General features: G+C 35.5%; 27 protein-coding genes. All 27 read right to left on the bottom strand.

The window, feature by feature from the left end; all coding sequences use genetic code 11:
- Nucleotides 1-11: 11 nt before the first annotated feature.
- A complete protein-coding gene (gene nuoK / locus ABID96_RS00900) occupies nucleotides 12-326 on the bottom strand; it encodes an NADH-quinone oxidoreductase subunit NuoK (RefSeq protein ID WP_088001360.1) in 315 nt (104 codons plus the stop codon).
- On the bottom strand, nucleotides 323-841 hold the full coding sequence (locus tag ABID96_RS00895; RefSeq protein ID WP_088001362.1) for an NADH-quinone oxidoreductase subunit J: 519 nt from the start codon (nucleotides 839-841) through the stop codon (nucleotides 323-325). The genes nuoK and ABID96_RS00895 overlap by 4 nt, the downstream gene beginning before the upstream one ends.
- The gene (gene nuoI, locus ABID96_RS00890; protein ID WP_088001364.1) at nucleotides 838-1,257 is read right to left on the bottom strand and encodes an NADH-quinone oxidoreductase subunit NuoI; all 420 of its coding nucleotides are present in this window, start codon (nucleotides 1,255-1,257) and stop codon (nucleotides 838-840) included. Before nuoI ends, ABID96_RS00895 begins: the two co-directional genes overlap by 4 nt.
- 31 nt (nucleotides 1,258-1,288) lie before the next feature.
- Complete coding sequence (gene nuoH, locus ABID96_RS00885) at nucleotides 1,289-2,290, bottom strand: NADH-quinone oxidoreductase subunit NuoH (RefSeq protein WP_088001366.1); 1,002 nt, start codon at nucleotides 2,288-2,290, stop codon at nucleotides 1,289-1,291.
- On the bottom strand, nucleotides 2,290-3,390 hold the full coding sequence (locus ABID96_RS00880) for an NADH-quinone oxidoreductase subunit D (RefSeq protein ID WP_192603567.1): 1,101 nt from the start codon (nucleotides 3,388-3,390) through the stop codon (nucleotides 2,290-2,292). Before ABID96_RS00880 ends, nuoH begins: the two co-directional genes overlap by 1 nt.
- Before the next feature lie 8 nt (nucleotides 3,391-3,398).
- Nucleotides 3,399-4,721, bottom strand: a complete 1,323-nt coding sequence (locus ABID96_RS00875; protein WP_192603568.1) for an NADH-quinone oxidoreductase subunit C — start codon at nucleotides 4,719-4,721, stop codon at nucleotides 3,399-3,401.
- Nucleotides 4,718-5,236 carry a NuoB/complex I 20 kDa subunit family protein gene (locus ABID96_RS00870; RefSeq protein WP_088001372.1) on the bottom strand — a complete coding sequence of 173 codons (519 nt, stop codon included), beginning with the start codon at nucleotides 5,234-5,236 and terminating at the stop codon, nucleotides 4,718-4,720. Before ABID96_RS00870 ends, ABID96_RS00875 begins: the two co-directional genes overlap by 4 nt.
- Nucleotides 5,227-5,595 (bottom strand): NADH-quinone oxidoreductase subunit A, encoded by a 369-nt coding sequence (locus ABID96_RS00865; protein ID WP_088001374.1) that lies wholly within the window; start codon nucleotides 5,593-5,595, stop codon nucleotides 5,227-5,229. Before ABID96_RS00865 ends, ABID96_RS00870 begins: the two co-directional genes overlap by 10 nt.
- 611 nt (nucleotides 5,596-6,206) lie before the next feature.
- The gene (locus ABID96_RS00860) at nucleotides 6,207-6,608 is read right to left on the bottom strand and encodes a F0F1 ATP synthase subunit epsilon (RefSeq protein WP_192603569.1); all 402 of its coding nucleotides are present in this window, start codon (nucleotides 6,606-6,608) and stop codon (nucleotides 6,207-6,209) included.
- Between the two features lie 85 nt (nucleotides 6,609-6,693).
- A complete protein-coding gene (gene atpD, locus ABID96_RS00855) occupies nucleotides 6,694-8,106 on the bottom strand; it encodes a F0F1 ATP synthase subunit beta (protein WP_088001378.1) in 1,413 nt (470 codons plus the stop codon).
- A 63-nt stretch (nucleotides 8,107-8,169) separates the two neighbouring features.
- Nucleotides 8,170-9,024, bottom strand: coding sequence for an ATP synthase F1 subunit gamma (gene atpG, locus ABID96_RS00850; protein ID WP_088001381.1), 855 nt, complete (start codon nucleotides 9,022-9,024; stop codon nucleotides 8,170-8,172).
- Between the two features lie 85 nt (nucleotides 9,025-9,109).
- Nucleotides 9,110-10,618: a F0F1 ATP synthase subunit alpha gene (gene atpA / locus ABID96_RS00845; protein WP_088001383.1), complete on the bottom strand. Its 1,509-nt coding sequence runs from the start codon at nucleotides 10,616-10,618 to the stop codon at nucleotides 9,110-9,112.
- A gap of 22 nt (nucleotides 10,619-10,640) precedes the next feature.
- Nucleotides 10,641-11,180 (bottom strand): F0F1 ATP synthase subunit delta, encoded by a 540-nt coding sequence (locus tag ABID96_RS00840; protein ID WP_192603570.1) that lies wholly within the window; start codon nucleotides 11,178-11,180, stop codon nucleotides 10,641-10,643.
- A complete protein-coding gene (gene atpF / locus ABID96_RS00835; RefSeq protein ID WP_192603571.1) occupies nucleotides 11,177-11,704 on the bottom strand; it encodes a F0F1 ATP synthase subunit B in 528 nt (175 codons plus the stop codon). Before atpF ends, ABID96_RS00840 begins: the two co-directional genes overlap by 4 nt.
- Before the next feature lie 174 nt (nucleotides 11,705-11,878).
- Nucleotides 11,879-12,094 carry a F0F1 ATP synthase subunit C gene (atpE, locus tag ABID96_RS00830; RefSeq protein ID WP_025568599.1) on the bottom strand — a complete coding sequence of 72 codons (216 nt, stop codon included), beginning with the start codon at nucleotides 12,092-12,094 and terminating at the stop codon, nucleotides 11,879-11,881.
- A 77-nt stretch (nucleotides 12,095-12,171) separates the two neighbouring features.
- The gene (atpB, locus tag ABID96_RS00825; RefSeq protein WP_192603572.1) at nucleotides 12,172-12,906 is read right to left on the bottom strand and encodes a F0F1 ATP synthase subunit A; all 735 of its coding nucleotides are present in this window, start codon (nucleotides 12,904-12,906) and stop codon (nucleotides 12,172-12,174) included.
- 1 nt (nucleotide 12,907) lies between these two features.
- Nucleotides 12,908-13,288, bottom strand: a complete 381-nt coding sequence (locus ABID96_RS00820; RefSeq protein ID WP_088001391.1) for an ATP synthase subunit I — start codon at nucleotides 13,286-13,288, stop codon at nucleotides 12,908-12,910.
- A 4-nt stretch (nucleotides 13,289-13,292) separates the two neighbouring features.
- A complete protein-coding gene (locus tag ABID96_RS00815; RefSeq protein ID WP_088001393.1) occupies nucleotides 13,293-13,517 on the bottom strand; it encodes an AtpZ/AtpI family protein in 225 nt (74 codons plus the stop codon).
- A gap of 263 nt (nucleotides 13,518-13,780) precedes the next feature.
- Nucleotides 13,781-15,988 carry a S8 family serine peptidase gene (locus ABID96_RS00810; RefSeq protein ID WP_192603573.1) on the bottom strand — a complete coding sequence of 736 codons (2,208 nt, stop codon included), beginning with the start codon at nucleotides 15,986-15,988 and terminating at the stop codon, nucleotides 13,781-13,783.
- A gap of 284 nt (nucleotides 15,989-16,272) precedes the next feature.
- Entirely contained in the window at nucleotides 16,273-16,905 is a 633-nt protein-coding gene (locus ABID96_RS00805) for an AmiS/UreI family transporter (RefSeq protein WP_192603574.1), read from the bottom strand.
- A 114-nt stretch (nucleotides 16,906-17,019) separates the two neighbouring features.
- Nucleotides 17,020-18,204 (bottom strand): NupC/NupG family nucleoside CNT transporter, encoded by a 1,185-nt coding sequence (locus tag ABID96_RS00800; RefSeq protein WP_088001399.1) that lies wholly within the window; start codon nucleotides 18,202-18,204, stop codon nucleotides 17,020-17,022.
- A 127-nt stretch (nucleotides 18,205-18,331) separates the two neighbouring features.
- Nucleotides 18,332-18,736, bottom strand: coding sequence for a cytidine deaminase (locus ABID96_RS00795; protein WP_088001401.1), 405 nt, complete (start codon nucleotides 18,734-18,736; stop codon nucleotides 18,332-18,334).
- A gap of 145 nt (nucleotides 18,737-18,881) precedes the next feature.
- A complete protein-coding gene (gene deoC, locus ABID96_RS00790; RefSeq protein WP_088001403.1) occupies nucleotides 18,882-19,547 on the bottom strand; it encodes a deoxyribose-phosphate aldolase in 666 nt (221 codons plus the stop codon).
- A 214-nt stretch (nucleotides 19,548-19,761) separates the two neighbouring features.
- Nucleotides 19,762-20,709, bottom strand: a complete 948-nt coding sequence (locus tag ABID96_RS00785) for a DNA-binding transcriptional repressor DeoR (protein ID WP_192603575.1) — start codon at nucleotides 20,707-20,709, stop codon at nucleotides 19,762-19,764.
- Nucleotides 20,710-20,978: 269 nt separating this feature from the next.
- Nucleotides 20,979-21,608, bottom strand: coding sequence for a uracil phosphoribosyltransferase (upp, locus tag ABID96_RS00780; RefSeq protein WP_088001407.1), 630 nt, complete (start codon nucleotides 21,606-21,608; stop codon nucleotides 20,979-20,981).
- A 264-nt stretch (nucleotides 21,609-21,872) separates the two neighbouring features.
- Nucleotides 21,873-22,379, bottom strand: a complete 507-nt coding sequence (locus tag ABID96_RS00775) for a DoxX family protein (protein ID WP_192603576.1) — start codon at nucleotides 22,377-22,379, stop codon at nucleotides 21,873-21,875.
- 175 nt (nucleotides 22,380-22,554) lie between these two features.
- Nucleotides 22,555-23,796, bottom strand: a complete 1,242-nt coding sequence (glyA, locus tag ABID96_RS00770) for a serine hydroxymethyltransferase (RefSeq protein ID WP_192603577.1) — start codon at nucleotides 23,794-23,796, stop codon at nucleotides 22,555-22,557.
- Between the last annotated feature and the right edge of the window lie 170 nt (nucleotides 23,797-23,966).

The following is a 23,966-nucleotide window of genomic DNA, read 5'->3' as shown; positions in this document are numbered from 1 at the left end:
CCACCTCCTTGTTATCTTTTCAATGAATCAGCTTCATCGATATTGACAGTTTGACGATGACGATACCAAGCAATTAGTATTGCAACGCCAACAGCTGCTTCAGCAGCCGCTACTGAAATTGTAAATAATGAGAAAATTTGTCCAGTTAATGAAGGTGTAACACCTAATTTACTAAATGCAACTAAATTAATGTTTGCTGCATTTAACATTAACTCGATACAAATTAATACGATTACTGTATTACGTTTCGTTAATGCACCGTACAATCCGATACAAAATAAAATTAGAGCTAAAAGAAGATAAGCATTAATTGGAACTGAACTCATTCCTTCGTACCCTCCTCTTTTGAATCATCAGATTTTGCTAAAATAATCGCACCAACTAAAGCGATTAATAATAAAACAGACATTACTTCAAATGGTACAACGTAATTCGAAAATAATTGTAAACCAATATTTTTCGTATTATTTGTTGCTAAATCTACGTCTTGACTATCTATTGAAAGTCCATTTATTCCTAAAAATATAACTACTCCAAATGCTACAACGCCAATCAATGAAGCAATATTGCGCCAATTTCTTTTTGGCTTTTCACTTTCAACATCATGCTTTGTTAACATGATTCCGAAAATCATTAGAATGGTAATTGCACCTGAGTAGATTAATATTTGTACAACGGCTACAAACTCCGCAGATAGAAGAACGTAAATTCCTGCAATGCTAATGAATGTCAAAACAAGTGAAAGCATCATATGCATAACTTTCGTTGAATTTAACATCATTACGCCACCTAAAATTGCTGCCAGAGAAAGAAGAAAAAAAGCAACTACAAAACCACTCATGCTTTATTCTCCTTTCGAATGTTTTGGTCATTTTCATCAAGCCATTGTAAATCTTTAAATAATTCATCACGTGAATATTCAGCTAGTTCAAAGTTGTTTGTCATAATGATTGCTTCAGTAGGACAAACCTCTGTACATAAATCACATAAGATACAAATTTCAAAATTGATATCATATGTGTCGATAATTTTTCCTTTTTTCGTAGGATCTGGATGTTTTTTACCAGTTAATGTAATACAGTCTGTTGGACAAATTGCTGAACATTGGTTACAAACGATACATTTTTCTGGATAAAACTTTTGAATTCCACGAAAACGATCTGGTAACGGAATCGATTGATTTGGATAATCATATGTTACTTTCTCGCGCGTTAAGTTTTGAAGCGTATATTTTAATCCTTTTACTAACCCAATCATGACTCACACCCCTTTAGATTGGTCTTCTAGTTTAGTAGAATAAGCTTTTCACTAAAGCTGTAATAACGATATTTGCTAATGAAACTGGTAATAGTACTTTCCAACCGAACTCCATTAATTGGTCAGCTCTTAAACGTGGGAACGTTACACGGAACCAAATTAATAAGTATAGTACCGCACTAAATTTTAATGAGAACCAAACTGCACCTGGAATAAAATCTAAGAACACAATTGGTTTCCATCCACCTAAAAATAGAACTGTTATTAATGAACACATTGCAAAGAAGTAAACATACTCAGATAACATAAAGAATGCCCATCGGAAACCTGAGAACTCCGTATGATAACCTGCGACTAACTCAGATTCTGCTTCTGGTAAGTCAAATGGTGTACGATTTAATTCTGCCACTGCAGCAATTAAGAATACGATAAATGCAATTGGTTGAGTAACGATAAACCATACATTATCTTGTGCATTGACGATATCATTTAAATTTAAGCTTCCTGTTAACAAAATAACGCCTAGAACACTCATTACAAGTGGAATTTCATAAGAAATCATTTGTGCTGCAGCACGCATACCACCAATAAGTGAATATTTATTATTTGATGCCCAACCTGCTGTAACAACACCTACAGTTGTTAAACCAGAAACTGCAATATAATAAAGTAAGCCGACGCCAATATCTGCAAATTGTAAGTTCTCTGTAAATGGTAAAGTTGCTAAAACCATAAATGCAGGAGCAAAAGCAATAATTGGTGCAAGTAAGAATAAAGGCTTATCTGCTGCTTTCGGAATTGTATCTTCTTTCAGTAAAAGTTTTAAAACATCCGCTACTGTTTGAAGTAACCCGTATTTTCCACCTACTTGGTTTGGACCAATACGTCCTTGCATAAAACCCATAACTTTACGTTCTGATAGAATTCCAAAGGTTACGAACCCTAAAACAACAAATAGAAAAATAACGCCTAAACCTAAATAAACGAGAAAATTGATCCAAGTCGGTGTACTCTGTAGTAGATTTTCAATCATTAACCGTCTACCTCCCCAAGTACAATATCAATACCACCTAAAATAGTAATTAAGTTTGCTATGTTTTCACCCTCTAATAGTTTCGGAAGGATTTGTAAGTTATAGAAAGATGGTCGTCTAAACTTCAAACGATATGGTTCTTTTTTGCCATCACTAGCGATGTAGCAACCAATTTCTCCACGAGGAGATTCAATTCTTACATAGCCTTCACCTTTAGGAGCTTTAATGATTTTAGGTACTTTCGCTAAAATATCTCCTTCTTCAGGGAACTGTGCAACGGCTTGTTCTAAAATTTTCAGTGATTCTTCAATCTCTAGCATTCTACACATATAGCGGTCCCATGCATCGCCTACAGTTCCAACTGGTACATCAAAGTCGAAACGATCGTAAATCGAATATGGTGCATCTTTACGAAGGTCATATTTTATACCAGTACAACGAAGGTTTGCACCACTTAATGAATAATTAATAGCCTCTTCTTGTGTATAAGTACCAACGCCTTTTACACGATTAATAAAGATTTCATTTCCAGAAACAAGATCATGATAACCCTTTAACTGCTCTCTCATATATGGAATAAACTCTTCTACCTTTTCAATCCATCCCTCTGGAGCATCCCATTTCACTCCACCAACTCGCATGTAGTTAAATGTTAATCTAGCTCCACAAAGCTCATTTAATAGATTGATGATCATTTCGCGTTCGCGGAATGCATATAGAAATGGACTAACTGCACCAATATCTAGAAGGTTTGTACCCCACCAAACTAAGTGACTCGCAATTCTTCCTAATTCCATTGAAATAACGCGTAAGTATTCTGCTCGATCTGGAACCTTAATATCCATCATTGTTTCTACTGCATGGCAAATGACATAGTTATTTGTCATAGCAGAAAGATAATCCAATCGGTCTGTATATGGAATGATTTGTGTATATTGAAGATTTTCAGCGATTTTTTCAGTGCCTCGGTGTAGATAACCGATGACTGGAGTTGCTTCTTTAATGATCTCTCCATCTATCTTTAACACAAGACGAAATACACCGTGTGTACTAGGATGCTGAGGACCAACATTTAATAGCATTTCTTCCGTACGTATCATGGCTAATCTTACACCCCCTCGTCAAATTGTACGTAATCTTTTCTTAACGGATATCCAACCCAAGTTTCAGGTAATAAAATACGTTCTAACTTCGGATGTCCTACGAACTCAATACCTAGTAAGTCATATGTTTCACGTTCAGGCCAGTTTGCACCTTCCCAAATCGTCGCTATACTATCAACTACTGGTTGTTCACGATCTGCTTTTACCTTTAAAGCAATACCATGCTTACGCTTATACGAATATATGTAAGAATAAACTTCCATGTATTCCACAAAATCCGTTCCATGTAATCCTGATAAATACGTGAATTCAAGTTGCTCATTATATTTTAAGAATTTAGCTACTTTATAATAAGCATCTCTTTTAAGTGTAAATGTAAGATCATGCTTAGAAAGGGTATTGATTGATGCTTCCTCAATAACCTCAGTTCCAAATTCTTTTTCTATTAAAGCTTTGACTTCATCAAGTAAAGGCTGGTTGTGAGAAGGTTTTGCCTCTTCAACTGGCGCATTAGCGTCACCATCTGTTTTTCCTTTGGCTTTCGCTGCAGCTGCTGCTTTTGCCTTTGCGATTGCAATCGCCTTTGCTTTAGCTTTTGCTGCTTCATCATCGGATCCCTCTACAGGAGCCGCTTCACCGCCACCTGCTGCTTTTTGTTTCGCTAGTGCTGCTGCTTTCGCCTTCGCTGCTGCGACTGCTTTTGCTTTAGCTGCTGCGATTGCTTTCGCCTTTTCATCATCCGTACCTTCTGATGGTGATTCTTCTTCACCACTTGCTTTTTGTTTTGCTAATGCTGCCGCCTTTGCTTTTGCAGCCGCTACCGCTTTTGCCTTCGCTGCCGCTAAGGCTTTCGCTTTATCTTCATCTGAACCTTCTAATGTAGACTCTGTATTTTTCGTTTCGGTCGAGCTTTCATTAGATCCCGAAGCTTCTAAAGCTTTTTGTTTTGCTAGTGCTGCCGCCTTTGCTTTTGCAGCTGCTACTGCTTTTGCCTTTGCTAATGCTAGAGCTTTTTCTTTATCTTCTTCTAAAGAATCGTTTGTAAGCGCTTCACTTTTTTCTTCAACGCTCGTTTCAACTGCCTCTTTTGCTTTTTGTTTCGCTATTTCAGCCGCTTTTGCCTTTGCCTCTGCTACTGCTTTCGCTTTTGCTTCAGCAAGTGTTTTCGCTTTATCCTCATCTGATACTTCCGAAGTATCTGTCGATGGAATCGCTCCATCAGCTGCTTCTTTTTCAGCCTTTAGTTGTTCCATTTTACGACGGGCTGCTTCTTTTGCTTTCTCTACAGCTTCTTTCTTTAATTGTTCTTTTGATTTTTCCTTACTCATTTATTCGTCACCTGCTTCCCAGTCTTAGCTTCGTAACGAATTTTCTCTTTTAATTTATTGATACCATAAATTAGAGCTGCCGGATTCGGAGGACATCCTGGTATATATACATCTACAGGAATAATTTGATCGACACCTTTTACTACTGCATACGAATTAATATATGGTCCACCAGCTGTTGCACATGAGCCCATAGCAATAACCCATTTCGGTTCTGGCATTTGATCATAAAGTCGTTTCACAATAGGTGCCATTTTCTTTGTAACAGTACCTGAAACAATCATTACATCTGATTGACGAGGAGATGTTCGAAAAAACGAACCAAAACGGTCCAAGTCATAATGAGATGATCCTACACCCATCATTTCAATCGCACAACAAGCTAACCCGAATGTTAATGGCCATAACGAGTTACTTCTTGCCCAAGCTTTCACTTCTTCAAGAGTTGTGAAAAAAATATTCTTTTGAAGTTCTTCCATTTCAGCAACAGAAATTCCATCTAGCTTCATAACCATTTCAACACCTTCTTCTTCCAAGCATAAATAAGTCCAAGTAGTAGCATAAGAATAAAGATGATCATTTCTACAAAAGCAAAGAATCCTAATTGATCAAATGCAACTGCCCACGGATATAAGAAAACAGTTTCAACATCAAATATTACGAAAAGTAGTGCGAAAATATAATAACCAGCATGAAAACGTACTTTTGCATCATGGAATGGTTCGATACCACTTTCATAAGTCGTTTTCTTCGCTTCAGTTGGTGCATGTGGTCTTAATATTTTTCCGATAATGGAAAGTGCAACAACCGGAAGTGCAATTCCTATAATTAAAAACACAGCAACAATCACATAGTTATTTAAATAAGCATTCACGAAACTTGTCCCTCCCCTTACTACAGAGCTCTACATTATATGTTTATTATAAATATAATGTATTTTTCATTAATTTTTATAATTCAGTTTTGTAATCGTATCCATTATAACAAATGTGACAAAAACGTGTCGATAATAATTAAGAATTATTCTAAATTTGAATAGTATTTTTAAAAAACAAAATGCACGATGCTCAAATCTAAAAAATTGTATTAGCTTATAAGTAAAATGTAGTTTTTATATAGGCTTTGTTTAGTAAGCATGTTAATTTCCATTCCAATTACTCTCGAACCAACTATTCTCTTTTAATACTCTTAGTGTATTTAGCTAAAATCATCAAATAAAATTAACAGTGTCATTAAATAAATTAGGATGTTTATCAAATTTTTATATCAATATAAAAGTTATCCACAAATCCACAGAAAGTTATCAACATTTCCACAACTTACTCAATAAAAGCAATTGTCGAAAAAAATCTGAGTACATTCATGTGATGATGAGAAAAAAGAGGGAGTTGTTTATGATGAGAGATTAAGTAGTCAGAAACTATTATAACTTACATCAAACCAATAAAAAAAAGAGCCCTGTAAGGGCCCTCTTTTTTATAAAAATTACTTATATTGTGCTACATTCAGACGGTTCATTGCTTTATGTAAAGCAAGTTCCGCACGTTTGATGTCTATGTCAGGACGTTTTTCTTGTAAACGTTGTTCTGCACGTTTTTTTGCTTCTACTGCACGCTCAACATTAATTTCAGTTGATGCTTCAGCAGATTGAGCCAATATTGTAACGGCTTCAGGTCGAATTTCAATGAATCCGCCACTAACTGCAACAAAATCAGTTCCAGTTGGTGTTTTAATTTTAACAGGTGCTGTTGCTAACGGTGCCACAGTTGAAATGTGTCCAGGTAAAATACCAAGCTCACCGCTAGTTGCTTTCGTGCTAACGAATTCTGTTTCGCCTTCATAAGCCGGTCCATTAGGAGTGACGATACTGACTTTCATTGTCTTCATAGTTAACTCCTCCTGTCTAGCTTTGTGAGCAAATCAAGTTCTTATTATCAATCGATGAAAGAACGAGATTTCAATTAGACAAATATTATACTAGTGTTTTTGCTTTTTCTACTACTTCTTCAATGCGTCCAACTAAACGGAATGCATCTTCAGGAAGAGTATCATATTTACCTTCTAAGATCTCTTTGAATCCACTTACAGTTTCTTTAACTGGTACGTAAGAACCTTTTTGTCCAGTGAATTGCTCCGCAACGTGGAAGTTTTGAGATAAGAAGAATTGAATACGACGAGCACGAGCTACGACTAATTTATCTTCTTCTGATAACTCATCCATACCTAAGATTGCGATGATATCTTGAAGTTCTCTATAACGTTGTAATGTTGATTGAACTTGACGAGCTACTTCATAGTGCTCAGCTCCAACGATTTCTGGGTTTAACGCACGAGATGTAGATGCTAATGGATCTACCGCTGGGTAAATACCCATCTCAGATAAACGACGCTCTAAGTTAGTTGTTGCATCTAAGTGAGCGAACGCTGTAGCTGGTGCTGGATCCGTATAGTCATCGGCTGGTACGTAAATCGCTTGAATCGAAGTTACAGAACCTTTGTTTGTTGAAGTAATACGCTCTTGTAATTGACCCATTTCAGTAGCAAGAGTTGGTTGGTAACCTACCGCAGAAGGCATACGACCTAATAGGGCAGAAACCTCTGAACCTGCTTGAGTGAAACGGAAGATGTTATCGATAAAGAATAACACGTCTTGTCCTTGCTCATCACGGAAATATTCAGCCATTGTTAAACCAGTTAATGCAACACGTTGACGTGCTCCAGGTGGCTCATTCATTTGTCCGAATACCATCGCTGTTTTCTTGATAACGCCTGAGTCTTTCATTTCGTGGTATAAGTCGTTACCTTCACGAGTACGCTCACCTACACCAGCGAATACTGAAATACCGCCGTGCTCTTGTGCGATGTTGTTGATTAATTCTTGAATTAATACAGTTTTACCTACACCCGCACCACCGAATAGACCGATTTTACCACCTTTGATATAAGGAGCTAATAAGTCTACTACTTTGATACCAGTTTCAAGGATTTCTACTTTTGTAGTTAATTCTTCAAATTTAGGTGCTTGACGGTGAATTGGGTCACGACGAACGTCTTCCCCTAATTCTTCGTCTAAGTCAATGTTGTCACCTAATACATTGAATACGCGTCCTAATGTAGCGTCACCAACTGGAACCGAAATTGGTTTAGCTGTGTTAACTGCTTCCATTCCACGTACTAATCCATCAGTTGAAGCCATTGCAACTGTACGAACAGTATCGTCACCTAAGTGAAGAGCAACTTCTAATGTTAAATCAATGTTAACTTCATTTGCGCTGCCCGCTTCTTGACGAACACGTAACGCATGATAAATTTGTGGTAATTGGCCGTTTTCGAACTTAACGTCTACTACTGGTCCTAATACCTGAGTAATAATACCATTGCTCATCGCTTTTCCTCCTAGCATTGTTTCCTTAAAAGCCGAACGATTTATATGTCATTGAAGGCAGAATTAACCTAATGCTGCTGCACCGCCGACAATCTCAGTAATTTCTTGTGTAATTGCAGCTTGACGTGCACGGTTATAGTGAAGAGTAAGCTTACTAATAACTTCTTTCGCATTATCAGTCGCACTTTTCATAGCCGTCATACGAGAAGCATGTTCACTTGCTTTACTATCTAATAATGCACCGTAGATTAAGCTTTCTGCGTATTGTGGCAGTAAAACTTCTAAGATTTCATCATCAGAAGGTTCAAATTCGTAATTAGTTGTAGCTTTACCTGTGTCAATATCTGTTAAAGGTAAAAGCTTTTTCTCAGTAACTTCTTGAGAAATCTTGCTTACGAAATGGTTGTAAGATAAGTATAGCTCATCAAAAATGCCATCAGAGTACATTTGAACTGTACGATTAGCAAATTTTTGAATGTCATCGAATGAAGGTTGATCAGGAATACCTAGAACCTCTTCAACGATTGGATAACCTAAACGATTAAAGTAATCACGTCCAACACGTCCTAATACAATAACAGCAAACTCATCATTTGAACGATGACGCTCTTTAATTGTATTTGTTACAGCACGTAATACATTACTATTGAATGCACCAGCTAAACCACGGTCTGAAGTGATAACAATATAACCAGTCTTTTTAACAGGACGAGTTACAAGCATCGGATGTCTACTGTTTACACCTTTTGCTATGCTACCAACTACTTCTTGCATTTTTTCCATATAAGGAACAAATTGCTTAGCATTTTGGTCAGCACGGTTTAATTTCGCAGCAGAAACCATCTCCATCGCTTTTGTGATTTGGCTTGTCTTTTTTGTTGAATTAATTTTCGTTTTTATATCGCGTAATGATGCCACAGGTTTTCACCACCTTTTGGTAAACAGTTAAAGGAAGGACGAGCTAAAGCTCGTTCCTTCAATATCAGTTATTTAAATTGCTTTCTTATTTAGAAGCAACAAAGTTCTTTTTAAAGCTTTCGATCGCAGCGTTAAGGTCAGCTTCGTTTGGTAATTTACCAGTTGTACGAATAGCATCTAAAAGACCTTTAGCATTTGAATCCATCCAAGATAACATTTCTTCTTCAAAACGAGTAATGTCTTCAACTGGAACGCTGTCTAAGTGACCACGTGTTAGAGCATAAAGACTAACTACTTGTTTTTCTACTTTTAAAGGTTTGTGTAAACCTTGTTTTAAGATTTCAACTGTACGAGCACCACGGTTAAGTTTAGCTTGCGTAGCTTTATCTAAGTCAGAACCGAACGCAGCAAATGCTTCAAGCTCACGGAATGACGCTAAGTCAAGACGTAGCGTACCTGCTACTGATTTCATCGCTTTTGTTTGCGCTGAACCACCAACACGTGATACAGAAAGACCTGCGTTAATCGCTGGACGTACGCCAGAGAAGAATAAGTCAGACTGTAAGAAGATTTGTCCGTCAGTAATCGAGATTACGTTTGTTGGAATATAAGCTGAGATATCACCAGCTTGTGTTTCGATGAATGGTAATGCAGTTAATGAACCGCCACCTAACTCATCATTTAACTTAGCTGCACGCTCTAATAAGCGAGAGTGTAAGTAGAATACATCCCCTGGATATGCTTCACGGCCTGGAGGACGTTTTAATAGTAATGAAAGCTCACGGTAAGCTACCGCTTGTTTAGATAAATCATCGTATACTACTAATACGTGTTTACCATTGTACATAAACTCTTCACCCATTGTTACACCAGCGAAAGGAGCTAAGTATAACATTGGAGCTGGAGATGAAGCAGGTGCAGTTACAACGATTGTGTAATCTAAAGCGCCATGCTTACGTAAAGTTTCAACAAGTCCACGAACTGTTGATTCTTTTTGTCCGATCGCAACATAGATACAGATCATGTCTTGGTCAGCTTGGTTAAGAATTGTATCGATAGCAACTGCTGTTTTACCAGTTTGACGGTCACCGATAATTAACTCACGTTGTCCACGTCCGATTGGTACAAGAGCGTCGATCGCTTTGATACCTGTTTGTAATGGCTCATGTACTGATTTACGTGCCATTACGCCTGGTGCTGCGTTTTCGATTGGACGAGTTTTAGTTGTTTCAATTGGGCCTAATCCATCAACTGGTTGACCTAATGAGTTTACTACACGTCCTACTAATGCTTCACCAACTGGAACTTGCATGATGCGTCCAGTACGACGAACTTCGTCGCCTTCTTTAATACCTGTGTAAGGTCCTAAGATGATAATACCTACGTTGTTTTCTTCTAAGTTTTGTGCTAGTCCCATAACGCCGTTAGAGAACTCAACTAGCTCTCCAGACATACATTGGTCAAGACCATGAGCACGAGCGATACCGTCACCAACTTGGATAACTGTACCAACATCACTAACTTCTATTTCAGTTTGGTAATTTTCGATTTGCTTTTTAATCAGCGCACTGATTTCTTCAGCTTTGATGCTCATGCATTTCACCCCTATCTACAAACTATTTTGCGATTAATTCACGTTCAATACGTACAAGCTTATTTTTTAAGCTGCCGTCAAAAATACGATTTCCAACACGAACTTTGTAACCACCAATTAATGATGAATCAATTTCGTTTTTGATTCGTATAGAATTTTTACCTAATTTCGAAGCGAATAGAGCTCCGATTTTTTCTAGTTCTTCAGAAGTCATTGCCGTTACAGAGTAAACAGTTGCATCTGCAATATTACGATTTTGATTCGCAATATTCACATACTCAGTTACTAAGTTTGGAATGATGCTTAAACGTTGGCGATCAACTAGTAAGCAAACTAGGTTAAGTACAGTTTCAGAGATTGAAGCAAATGTCTCATTTAATACAGACTTTTTGCTTTCTTTTGTGATTCCAGGATGTTGTAGAAACTTGTGTAATTCATTGTTTTCTACATATTCCTTTTTTACAATTTGTAAGTCATGTTCAACTGTTTCTACTAAATTTTGTTCTGTTGCTAATTCAAAAAGAGCGTTTGCATAGCGTTTTGCAACTAATTCGTTACTCATTTCGCTTCGCCTACTTCTTTAAGATATTGATCAAAAATAGCAGATGCGTCTTCAGACTTCACTTCTTTTTCAAGTACTTTAGAAGCAATTAATACAGATAATGAAGCCACTTGTTGTTGAACTGATTGTACTGCAAGCTCTTTTTCACGAGTAATTTCACGCTTAGCGCTTTCTTTCATGTTTTCAGCTTCAGCTTTTGCTGCTGCAACGATTTCTTCACGTTGAACATCAGCTTGTTTTCTAGCTTTCTCAAGAAGCTCACGAGCTTCTGTACGAGCTGCAACTAACTCTTGCTTTTGCTCTTCAACTAGTTTCATTGCTTCAGCATTACTTTTTTCAGCTGAATCTAATTGATTAGCGATGTGATCTTCACGTTGTTTCATAATTCCCATTACTGGTCCTAATGCATACTTACGTAAAAGAGCAAGTAAAATTAAGAAGATTACTAATTGATACACGACATTGCCCCAAGGTACTCCGCCATGCCCTGCTTCAGCTAATACGAATAATGATCCGTTTAACACAAGCCTTCACTCCCTTCAAGGGTTTCATTTAATAGATTTTTTCTTTATAACATAGTTCGAGTCTCTAACTGACCGAACTTAACTTTCAAAAGGAATCTTTATAACGAGTGTCATAAAGGAAAGGCGAAGTAAATGTGAACACAAACTTCGCCATTTTTAAATAATTGTATAATCTTACGCTTTACCGAAAGCCATGAAAGCGATAACTACTGCGATGATTGGAAGTGCCTCAACTAATGCAACCCCGATGAACATTAAAGTTTGAAGAGTTGAACGTAATTCTGGTTGACGAGCAACACCTTCTACTGTACGTGATACAATTAAACCGTTACCAATACCTGCACCTAGTGCACCTAAACCTATTGCGATTGCCGCTGCGATTAAAGCCATTTTAAATTTCCTCCTTCTTATACCTAAGAAATATATTTTTATTTTAATTTTAACGAACTAACTAATTTAATGAGCAATTAATGCTCGTCCGCCACTTTATGTGACAGGTAAACCATTGTTAACATTACGAAGATAAACGCTTGGATTGAACCAACGAAAACAGAGAAACCTTGCCATACTAGCATTGGTACTGCTGCAGCGATTGTCCAAAGAATACCCTCTCCTGCACTTGTTGCATAAGCATGTGTTCCCATTGTTGCAAGTAAACCTAATAAAATCTCACCTGCAAAAATGTTCCCGTAAAGACGAAGACCTAGCGTTAACGTATTAGCTAATTCCTCAATAATCTTTAGTGGAAATAAGAATCCCATCGGCTGGAAAAATCCTTTTCCATAAGCCTTAAAGCCTCTCATTTTAATACCATAATAATGTGATAACCCAACAATAAAGATTGCTAAAGATAACGTAATAACTGGGTCAGATGTAGGTGATTTCCAAACTGATTTTCCATCGATAGAAATATCGAATGGAAGGCCTAACATATTTGAAACAAATATGTACATAAGTAATGTCACACCTAATGTAAGGAAGCGACCACCAGTTTCCCAATCCATTGTACTGTTGATAATGTTTTTAACGAAATCTATTACCCATTCTAAAAAGTTTTGCTTTCCAGATGGACGTAGTTTAAGACTTCTAGCACATGTAACTGCGATGATAAAAACAATTACTGCAGCAACAGTTGTCATCAGAACATTTGTTAAAGTAAAATCTAAACCAAAATAATGTAATGGAATTGTACCGTGTTCCAATTTATTCACCTCTCTTCCTTGCAAAAGACGTATGTTGTAATGCAAAATTTATCATAATGACAAGATGTCCTGTCATTAGTCCCACCGTTAATGCCGGTATATTGACAAAATCGTCATACCGAAGGGCGATGACCATAGCTAGAGCCACCGCTGAAAGACAAATTACAGTACCAAGTGAACGAACTTTTTGTTGCTTTAAAACTCGATCAAAAAAGGTATTTATCTTTCTGTGTAGAATCCATATACAGTAAAAGCTAGTTACGATACCGAGAATATAACCTGTAAAGATTGTTTTATAATCGGTAAATGCCCATCCTAAAACTGCAAGGGCAGTAATGTATAACATATCTCGTGCGAAACGTCTAAAATGTTCTTTTTGCATGTAACTAGTCCCCTGGAGTAAATTGCTTAATTAGCTTAAGTGTGCCGTAGATACCAGTGAATAATCCTAATAATAATCCGATTATCATAAATACTGGAACAGGCCAATCAAAATATGTGTCAATCCATCTTCCGAGAAAGATTCCTATTAGAATAGATCCAACAAGTTGAGCTAGAATGGAAGACATGAGTGCCATTGCTTTAAGAGGATGTTGATTGTTGTTTTTCATAGCCAATCCCTCCACTCGTCAATTTTCATTCTTTCCCAAAAAATTGCCAAAATTCTTATCATGGTTTATGATACAACAAATATTTATTAAAATCTCCACATTAAAGCTAAGTTCACAAAATGTTCACATATTCAAAATATTTAAATAGAAAGGGTTTACATTCAATAAAAACCCTTTTAAACATTCATGTTAAGCATACAATATGTTACAAAAATGTGTCAATTACTTAAATTAAAAAACTATTAAAAATAGCTTACCAATTTTTAGTCTTCTACATATATTTTAGAAACATTTACATAAGATTCAGTTGCACTCTCATATTGTTTACGTTTATAAAAGATCACAAACTTGTAAATGCCACTTTTTGGAAAGTTCTTTAATACCAACTCCTTCTTTATAATTCCACGCTCACTGTTCTTTTGTTGATCAATTACATCTATCAAACGAAATGTCTCTGCTTCAAACACAGCAATTTTGAATTCCTCAACTTTACTCGGTAAATATAATTCATATTTATAACTACCTTTACCTTTTCCTTTCACCCTACCAAAGTGAAATCCCATTACAGTCGGGAAATTCGGTTCTCCTTGAAGCAATAAGTAAGGCATTCTTAATCTTTCATCTGGCGTACTAATTGTAATTGCACCGTCATAGAATCCATCTTTTAAAACCTTTGTGTCCACTGTTGCATGGAGCTTGATGGACTTAGAAGTGTTTGCTGGAATAGTGAAAGGTTTTGGTAATACCCATTTTATTCCGTTAACTTGTTGATTATTTATCGTCATTACTTGTTTTTCTTTATTTGATTTATTAGAAACCCTAACAGTGAAGACCTTCTCTATTGGAGCACTCGCTTTCTTAGTTACCCCCAAAGATAAAGAGGTAGGATAAAGTGTTGTTTCAGTTTCTAAAGCTTTATCAATATCCAATCTACCGGCACCTTGTTCATATGAATGATAGATTGTTTTATTATTCTTATATAATGGTGTCGCCGTATTTACAAGGACGCTTTTTAAATCATCCATACTCCAATTAGGATGTAATTGTTTGAGTAAAGCTGCTGCACCTGCAACATGTGGGCTAGCCATACTCGTGCCCTGTAATGATAAATAACCTCCGGGAATTGTACTTTTAATTTGCACACCAGGCGCAACTAGATCTGGTTTCATTTGCCATGTCCCAGTAACTGGACCTCTTGAACTAAAATCCGCTAACACATCGACCTTTTTTTCTTGCCCGGTCGTCGCAATCGTTTTACCCTTTTCTATTTCTTTTTGAATCGCTAATCCTACTTTTCTTGAGACAGTAGCAGCAGGTATTTTTGTATTTCCTTTTATTTGTCCTACAAAATCACCATCCACATTATTAAAGACGATAACTGCTTTCGCACCCGCTGCTTCTGCATTTTTAACCTTATCCGTAAATGTAAGTTTCCCTCTTTCTAACAATACGAATTTATTTCGAACTCTCTTCATTTCACTCTTATCTCCGTACTTTTTAAAAACGATTTTACCTTCTAAATCCCTTGCCCACTTTGAAGATCCGATCATTGGGGTAATAATTTGTTCTTTTTCTTTAATATGAATAGACGGGAAATACAAAGGTGGATAACTCGCACCAACTGATAGAGCTTTTGCTGCAGTGGCAGGTGACCCAACTGTCCATAATCCGGGGCCAGAGTTTCCTGCTGCAGTTATTGCAAGCACGCCTTTTTCTACTGCTTTATTTAAAGCAATACTCGTTGGCCAATCCGGTCCGTTCACTTCGTTGCCAAGAGATAAGTTTATAATGTCGACCTTATCCTTTACCGCGCGTTCGATTGCTGCCAATACCGTTTCTGATGTTCCTACTCCACCTGGTCCTAGTGCTCGATATGCATAGATTTGCGCCTTTGGTGCTACACCTTTTCTTTTACCGTTAGCCGCAATTACTCCTGCAACATGAGTTCCGTGGAATGTACTTCTTTCTTCAAGCCTTGTCTCCATCGGATCTTTATCTTGATCGATCGTATCGTATCCGCCACTATAATTTGATTTTAAATCTGGGTGTCGATAATCAACACCAGTATCAATTATGCCGACTTTTATTCCTTCACCCGTAATGATTCTTCCACGTTGATCTTTATAATTCTCTGCTTCATCTGCACCGATAAAAGGAATGCTTTCCTCCACATGTGCTTTGTAGGTAGTGACGAAATGAAAATCATTTACTAAAGGCATCTTTGCTATTTGAGACAGTTCCTCCAGTGAGCCAGATACGGAAAATCCATAATATGTTTCTGTAAACTTTTGCCTCACCTTTATATCAGGGTAATATTTTCCCATATACTTTAGCGCTTGCGTTAGCATCCCATCCTTAATCGAGAATAACGCTACTTTTTTCTGCTGATCATTTGCCAAAACAGCATAATTTTTCATTGGAACAAGGAAGAAAACTAGACATATAATTATTTTAAAATAATACTTTTTCATTCAATGAACTTTCTCCTTTTTAGACATTTATTTTCCTATATCATTTCTCACTACTCCTTCATTCATGTATAAAAAGGAAATTTTCTCTAAAGAAAACATAAATTTCTACTCATAATTTTAACAGTTCAACACTTGAACGATTTGCGAGCATTATCAATAGAAATCTATCATTATCTCAATTGGTTATGAATTATCGTTTAACCAAGAAAATAAAAAAAGACTAACTTAACGGGTTAATCCCTAAAAGTTAGTCTACAAGCTACATATATATTTGAAACACTTCATTAGTTTTTTAATTCAGCCTGGTTAAATAGTTGAAATCTTTTCTGTTTAACAATAGATTTCACTTCATTCATTACAAAGTATAAAACTGCTGCGCCTAAAATAACAATCCAAGTTTTCGTAACAACTTCATTTTGCCATACACCTAGTATCATTAAGAACGCAGGAAGTGTAATTGTAATCCAAGATTGAATCATAGCGACAATACCTGTATATCTTTCAATTTTCTTTCCTAACACTATGCCTGCAAAGAATAAGTACCATAAGTAAGCCCAAAGAACCCACAACAATCCGTTCACGATATCATGAATAAGTATAAAGCTTACTAATGCATATAAAACAGACATAATTGAAACCCAAAGTGAAAACCAACCTAAGCCAGTAGCACTAAAACCTTTTAAATTAGTAAAACCATTATATAAATAAGTAATTCCAAAGAAAAAAATACAAGCTAGATTATATAATTCCCACTTGCCATCCCCCATATTCGTTATTAAATATAAAGGAATGATTACTTGTAATGCACCAACAAATATATTTAAAAGTGATGCACTTTTTGCATCAGCTTTATTTAATAATACAAGACTATTTAAAAATAGCGTCGCACCAGATAAAAGTAATCCTACAGTTGCCATAGCGATTCATCTAATAAGAAAGAAACGATCTTATTAAACTCAACCCTCCTAGAAATATGATTTAACTGAAAAAAAGTACAAGCGCTTGATATAAAATCAAACGCTTGGATAAATTTAATTTAAAACGATACCTACGATAATCGCTGTTAATACACTTACTAATGTTGCACCGAATAATAATTTAAGACCGAAACGAGCAACAACATTACCTTGTTTTTCATGTAAACCTTTAACCGCACCTGCGATAATACCGATTGAAGAGAAGTTAGCAAATGATACTAAGAATACAGAAACGATTCCTAATGTACGTGGGCTAAATTCTTTTGCTTGTTTACCAAGATCCATCATAGCTACGAACTCGTTTGACACTAATTTAGTAGCCATAATACTACCTGCAGAAACAGCTTCTTTAAACGGTACACCCATAATGAACGCAAATGGAGCAAATACATAACCAAGAATTCCTTGGAATGAGATACCAAAAATCATATCAAAGATATTATTAACCGCTCCAATGATTGCAACAAAACCAATTAACATTGCCGCAACAATAATTGCTACTTTAAATCCATCTAAAATATATTCGCCAAGCATTTCAAAGAATGTTTGTTTTTCTTCTTCTTGAACTTCTAAAATATCCTCTTCAGCAGTTACAGTGTAAGGATTAATAATTGATGAAATAATAAAACCACCAAATAAATTTAAAACAATAGCAGTTACAACATATTTTGGCTCGATCATTGTCATGTAAGCACCAACGATTGACATAGATACAGTTGACATTGCTGAAGCACATAATGTGTAAAGACGATTTTTAGGTAAATGTCCCAATTGTTTCTTAACTGATATGAAAACCTCAGATTGTCCTAAAATAGCTGAAGCAACAGCATTATAAGACTCTAATTTACCCATTCCATTAATCTTACTTAAGATTAAACCAATGTATTTAATGATGAATGGTAGAACTTTTGTAAATTGTAAAATACCAATTAACGCAGAAATAAAAACGATTGGTAATAATACATTTGTGAAGAAAGGAAACGCTCCATCATTTGCTAGTCCGCCAAATACGAAATTAACACCTTCAGCAGCATATTCTAATAATTTACCGAAACCATTTGATATACCCTTAATTAAGAATAAACCAACATTTGTATTTAATAATAAGAAAGCTAAAACGATTTGAATAACTACCATGATTACTACTGGACGATATTTGATGTTTTTACGATCGCTACTAGCAATAAAAGCTAGTCCAAATACAACTAATAGCCCAATAAGTGCGATAATGTATTTCATGTTACTCTCCCCCGAGATTTTTAATTTTTATATAAGCGCTTTCAAAACGTACACAGTTTTAAACTTGTTAGATGTCAGACAAGTAATACGCTTGTTAGATGTCAGACAACTATTAATCTACTATATATTAAACTTCTAAATCTTTCGAGCTAAATAATCCTGGTAATAACTGGTTAATTGTTGTTTCAGCGACGTCACCTTTTAAGTTTGTTAAAAATACTTTCGTGTTTTCATCACTAAATTCAGCAATAACTTGTCTGCATGCGCCACATGGAGAAACTGGTCCCTCTGTATCACCGACAATTGCTATCGCTTCAATTTTACCTGATCCTTTACCATTAGCTACTGCACTAAAAATGGCTGTTCTCTCAGCACAATTTGTAAGACCGTATGAAGCGTTTTCAACATTACAACCAGTAAACACTGTTTGATCATTCATCAAAATTGCTGCGCCTACTTTAAATTTAGAGTAAGGAGCATATGCATTTTCTCTTGCTTTGATAGCTTCATTTATTAAAGATTGTGTATTCATCTCTTTATCACCTCTAATGAATAATTTGGCAATTCATTTAAAAGTGTGTGAGTTTTGTCTTCGCTTTTACATATTAACAATGAATTTCAGAAAGAGCAATAACCCACACACTTTTTTGTAAATTAAATAAATTTAGAAATTAATATTAATAAGCTGTGTTTGATTCTTCACCTTGAACAATCTTAACGCCTGAGCTAGTACCAATACGAGTTGCACCAACAGATACCACATTTTCAAGATCTTTTAAGTTGCGAACTCCACCAGAAGCTTTTACTCCTACGTTTGCACCAACAGTTTTACGCATTAATGCTACGTCTTCAACAGTTGCTCCACCAGTTGAGAATCCAGTAGATGTCTTCACGAAGTCAGCTCCGGCTTTAACTGATAATTCACAAGCTCTAACTTTTTCTTCGTCTGTTAATAAGCAAGTTTCAATAATAACTTTCACTAAAGCTTTACCTTTAGCAGCTTCAACAACCGCACGAATGTCTCTTTCAACTAATTCGTTATTGTTATCTTTTAATGCTGCAATGTTAATTACCATATCAACTTCATCTGCACCATTTTCAATAGCATTCTTTGTTTCAAATGCTTTTACTTCAGGAGTGTTTGCACCTAAAGGGAAACCAATAACTGTACAAACTTTTACAGTTGATTCCTTTAATAATTCACTAGCATATGAAACCCATGTAGGATTAACACATACAGAAGCAAAGCTAAATTCTTTAGCTTCCTCAGCTAATTTTGTAATCTCTTCTTTTCTTGCATCTGCACGTAATAACGTATGGTCAACTAAATTTGCGTAACTCATTCGGGTCACTCCTCAATTAATTTTTATAATTTAATGGAAATGAAAATGTCATTCCCTACTTTTAACACATTATTGAATAACTTATTGAATATGGTTTTACTATATCACCTTCGTGAAATTTTGTAAAACATAAATTGAACTTATGTTCATGGTTAGTTTTTCCTATAAAAAAACCTATATTTCATTAGTCTTTCAACTAAAAAAATATAGGTTTTTATTCATTATTTATTTCTAATAATCGCTTAGCAGTAAATTGATCTGTAATTAATATATTAGCGTATTTACCAACTAATGCGCCGTTAATCGCATCAGTTTTTTTCTCCCCACCAGCCACTAGAATGGACTTTTCCTTATTCCTTAACTCATCTAATTCAATACCGATTGTTCTGCTATTTAGTAAATTTGAATAGATTTGTCCATTGTTATCAAAAAAACGTGAGCATATATCTCCTACTGCATAAGTTTGTATATTCTGTTCTTCTTCCTCATTAAAGTATCCAACTCTAAATAACAACGCGTCTTTTTTTACAGTACCGACTGTAAATATTCCTATATTCGATTGTTTACCAAGCTCAATTAACCTTTCTATATGACGGTCTGATTCAACCATTTCTTTTACTTGTGGATTATCAAAAATGACTGGTAAAGGTAAATATCTAGGAATTGTATTAAACGCCTCAGCGAACATGTTTACTGTCTCAGATGCATATGTATTCGTTTTTGAATAACTAATTCCACCATTTAACTGAATAACTTCTACACCTTTTACAGATTTTTTCTCTAATTTTTTAGCAATGTGATACATCGTGGTTCCCCAAGTAACCCCTACAATATCACCGTCATTCACATAATCACCGAGTACATCTGCAGCTTTTTTTGTAATAATCTGTGTGACTTCACTGTAATCATCAATTGGAGAATAACAAACCTCGACTGATTGTAGATTATATTTTTTCTTTAACTCTTTTGCTAAATCATGATTATCCTCTAGTGGGTCAATAATTTCGATCCGAACATAACCAAGTTCCTTTGCTTGCTGAAGTAATCTTGAAACAGTTGGACGAGAGATACCTAAAGTATTGGCGATCTCTTGTTGACTAAAATCAGAATCGTAATATAATCTTGCTGCATCTATTATTAAACGCTGTTTTTCTAGTGACATCCCACTTTAATCCCCTTTTTAACCAAAGCAATTTCCGAAACAAATTTTTAATTATTATAACTCTAATTTTAATTTATACCAACATTGTTCTTTGAGAGTTTTTTCAAACTAATAAAATAAAAAAGCTTTCCATGAAGGAAAGCCCATTTTATTTACTAATTGAAACGACTTGTCTTTTGAGGTGCGAAGTTACCCTAATAGGTAATGAGCACCGTATGCATGTGAACCAACGCTAAAAAGCTTGCCTTTGACGGGCAGGGCTACGTTAGTTATTTCGTACCAAATAAACGATCTCCTGCGTCCCCTAATCCAGGTACGATGTAACCATGATCGTTTAACTTTTCATCAAGTGCAGCTATGTAAATATCTACATCAGGATGTGCTTGTTGTAATATTTCAACACCTTCTGGAGCAGCAATTAAGCACATAAACTTAATGTTTTTAGCACCGCGTGTTTTTAATGAGTTAATCGCCTCAACAGCAGATCCACCTGTAGCTAACATTGGATCGATTACAATGAAATCACGTTCTTCTACATCCGTAGGAAGTTTAACATAATATTCAACAGGCTTTAATGTTTCTGGATCACGATATAAGCCAACGTGTCCAACTTTTGCTGCAGGCACAAGTTGAAGGAATCCGTCGACCATTCCTAGACCTGCACGTAAAATAGGAACAATTCCTAATTTTTTACCTGCGATTACCTTTGATTTTGCAGTTGCAACTGGTGTTTGAATTTCAACTTCTTGTAATGGAAGATCTCTAGTAATTTCAAATGCCATTAACCCTGCAACTTCATCTACTAATGCACGAAATTCTTTTGTTCCCGTATCTTTACTACGAATAAGTGTAACTTTATGCTGAATTAACGGATGATCAAAAACGTATACTTTACTCATTAATATCGCTCCTTGCAAAGACTTAGTAATATATTATCTTTAAAAAGAATACCGAAAGAGTTTAAATAATTCAAGTCACATCTTAAAATCGTTTTCATTTCATTTGCCACTTTTACAAAATACAGTCCCTATTAACATGTTCAAAAGTATATCAGAATAGTATAAGACAATGAAAATATCTCTTTAAAGTGTTAAATCCTTAGAATACTTTAAAGAGATATTTTTCATTTTTATATGCCAACTGACTTATAAGTTCCAAACACTTTAGATCATTTGATTATTTTTTGTGTTTAAATTAGGAAATTTTGTATTAATATATTTACCAACAAAAGTATCTAGACCAAATTTACCAGCATTTGTACCTGCAATAATAATAAAGATTCCTAATAAAACTAGTTGTGGATTCGTACTTGTCGTTCCACTAAATAAGAATGCGAAATTCATAACTAACCCAAAGAACATCGCTGTTTTTGTAAAACATCCAAGAATTAATCCAAGACCTACAGCAAATTCTCCAATTGGTACTAAGAAGTTAAATAAATCTATATTCGGTAAAGCAAAACTAGTTAAAAAGTCAGCCCACCACGTTTGTACTGCTGGATGCTCGCCAGTCGCACTACCAATTGCTCCTTTTAGAAATCCTGTCGCATCAAATCCCTCACCAGTTAATTTACCCCAACCTGCAGTTATCCAAGAATAGCCCAAGTATAGACGAAGCACCGTTAAAACACCGGCCGCTATATTATTTGTTCTTAAAAAATTAATAAACATATACTTCCCCTCCGTCAATTTTATTTATTTATGATTACATTTATATTTTAACTAATTTAACCCTCAATTTGTGAAATGTTTCACAAATTATATTGAACTTATTGTGTCTAAAATTGTACAATTCCTACTATTCGAAATAAAAAAAGTAGCCACTATAAATGGCTACTTTGATTGATTAATATGCAGGATATAATACGTATTTACTTGATAATGCTTCAACGCGTTTGCGTGAAGTTTCAAGTACTTCTTCATTTTCATGATTTTTTAGTGTATCTGCAATAATAGAAGCTATTTCATCCATGTCTTCTAGTGTAAATCCACGAGACGTAACTGCAGCTGTACCGATACGAATTCCACTTGTTACAAATGGACTAGCTGGATCAAATGGAATTGTATTTTTGTTACAAGTAATACCCACTTCATCTAATACATGTTCTGCAACTTTTCCAGTTAATTCTAATGAACGAACATCAATTAAGATTAAATGATTGTCAGTACCACCAGATACTAATTGGATTCCTTGTGCTTTTAATGCTTCAGCTAAACGGTTCGCATTATCAACGATCGCTTGAGCATACACTTTAAAGTCTTCTTGTAAAGCTTCACCAAATGCTACTGCTTTTGAAGCAATTACGTGCATTAATGGTCCACCTTGAATACCAGGGAAAATTGATTTATCAATTGCTTTTGCATACTCTTCTTTACATAAAATCATTCCACCACGTGGACCACGTAAAGTTTTATGAGTTGTCGTTGTAACAAAGTCAGCAAAAGGTACTGGATTTTGATGAAGTCCAGCAGCTACTAAACCAGCGATATGTGCCATATCAACCATTAGTAACGCTCCTACTTCATCAGCGATTTCACGGAATTTTTTAAAGTCGATCGCTCTTGGATATGCACTTGCACCTGCTACAATTAGCTTTGGCTTATGCTCGCGAGCTTTTTCTAATACATCTTCATAATTAATAACTTGAGTTTCTGGATCTACTCCGTACTCAACGAAGTTATATTGAAGTCCACTAAAGTTTACAGGACTTCCATGAGTTAAATGTCCACCATGTGATAAATTCATACCTAATACTGTATCACCATGTTTTAAAATCGTGAAATAAACTGCCATATTTGCTTGAGCACCTGAATGAGGTTGTACATTTACATGCTCTGCGCCAAAAATTTCTTTTGCACGGTCTCTAGCAATATTCTCAGCGATGTCTACGTATTCGCAACCACCATAATAACGTTTACTTGGGTAACCTTCAGCATATTTATTCGTTAATACTGAACCTTGTGCTTCCATAACTGCTTCACTTACAAAGTTTTCTGAAGCAATTAATTCAATTTTAGAACGTTGTCTTCCTAATTCTAATTGAATTGCTTCATACAATGATGGATCTTGCTTTTTTAAGTTTTCCATGGCTACATCCCCCTTTTAATAAAACACGAACATTATAAGTATAAATTAACAATATCATTCGAAAAAACGACCGAATTCCATTATATCTTACCATGATTTTCAATAGAAATAAATCTTTTATCTTTGATTCTATATAACATTTCGTCCTAGATGTTCTTAAATCCTCTTTC

The sequence above is a fragment of the Gottfriedia sp. OAE603 genome (assembly GCF_040543965.1).
GTDB lineage: Bacteria > Bacillota > Bacilli > Bacillales > Bacillaceae_G > Gottfriedia > Gottfriedia solisilvae.
The sequence above is the reverse complement of the archived record's forward strand: the minus strand, read 5'-3'. Positions and strand labels throughout refer to the sequence as shown.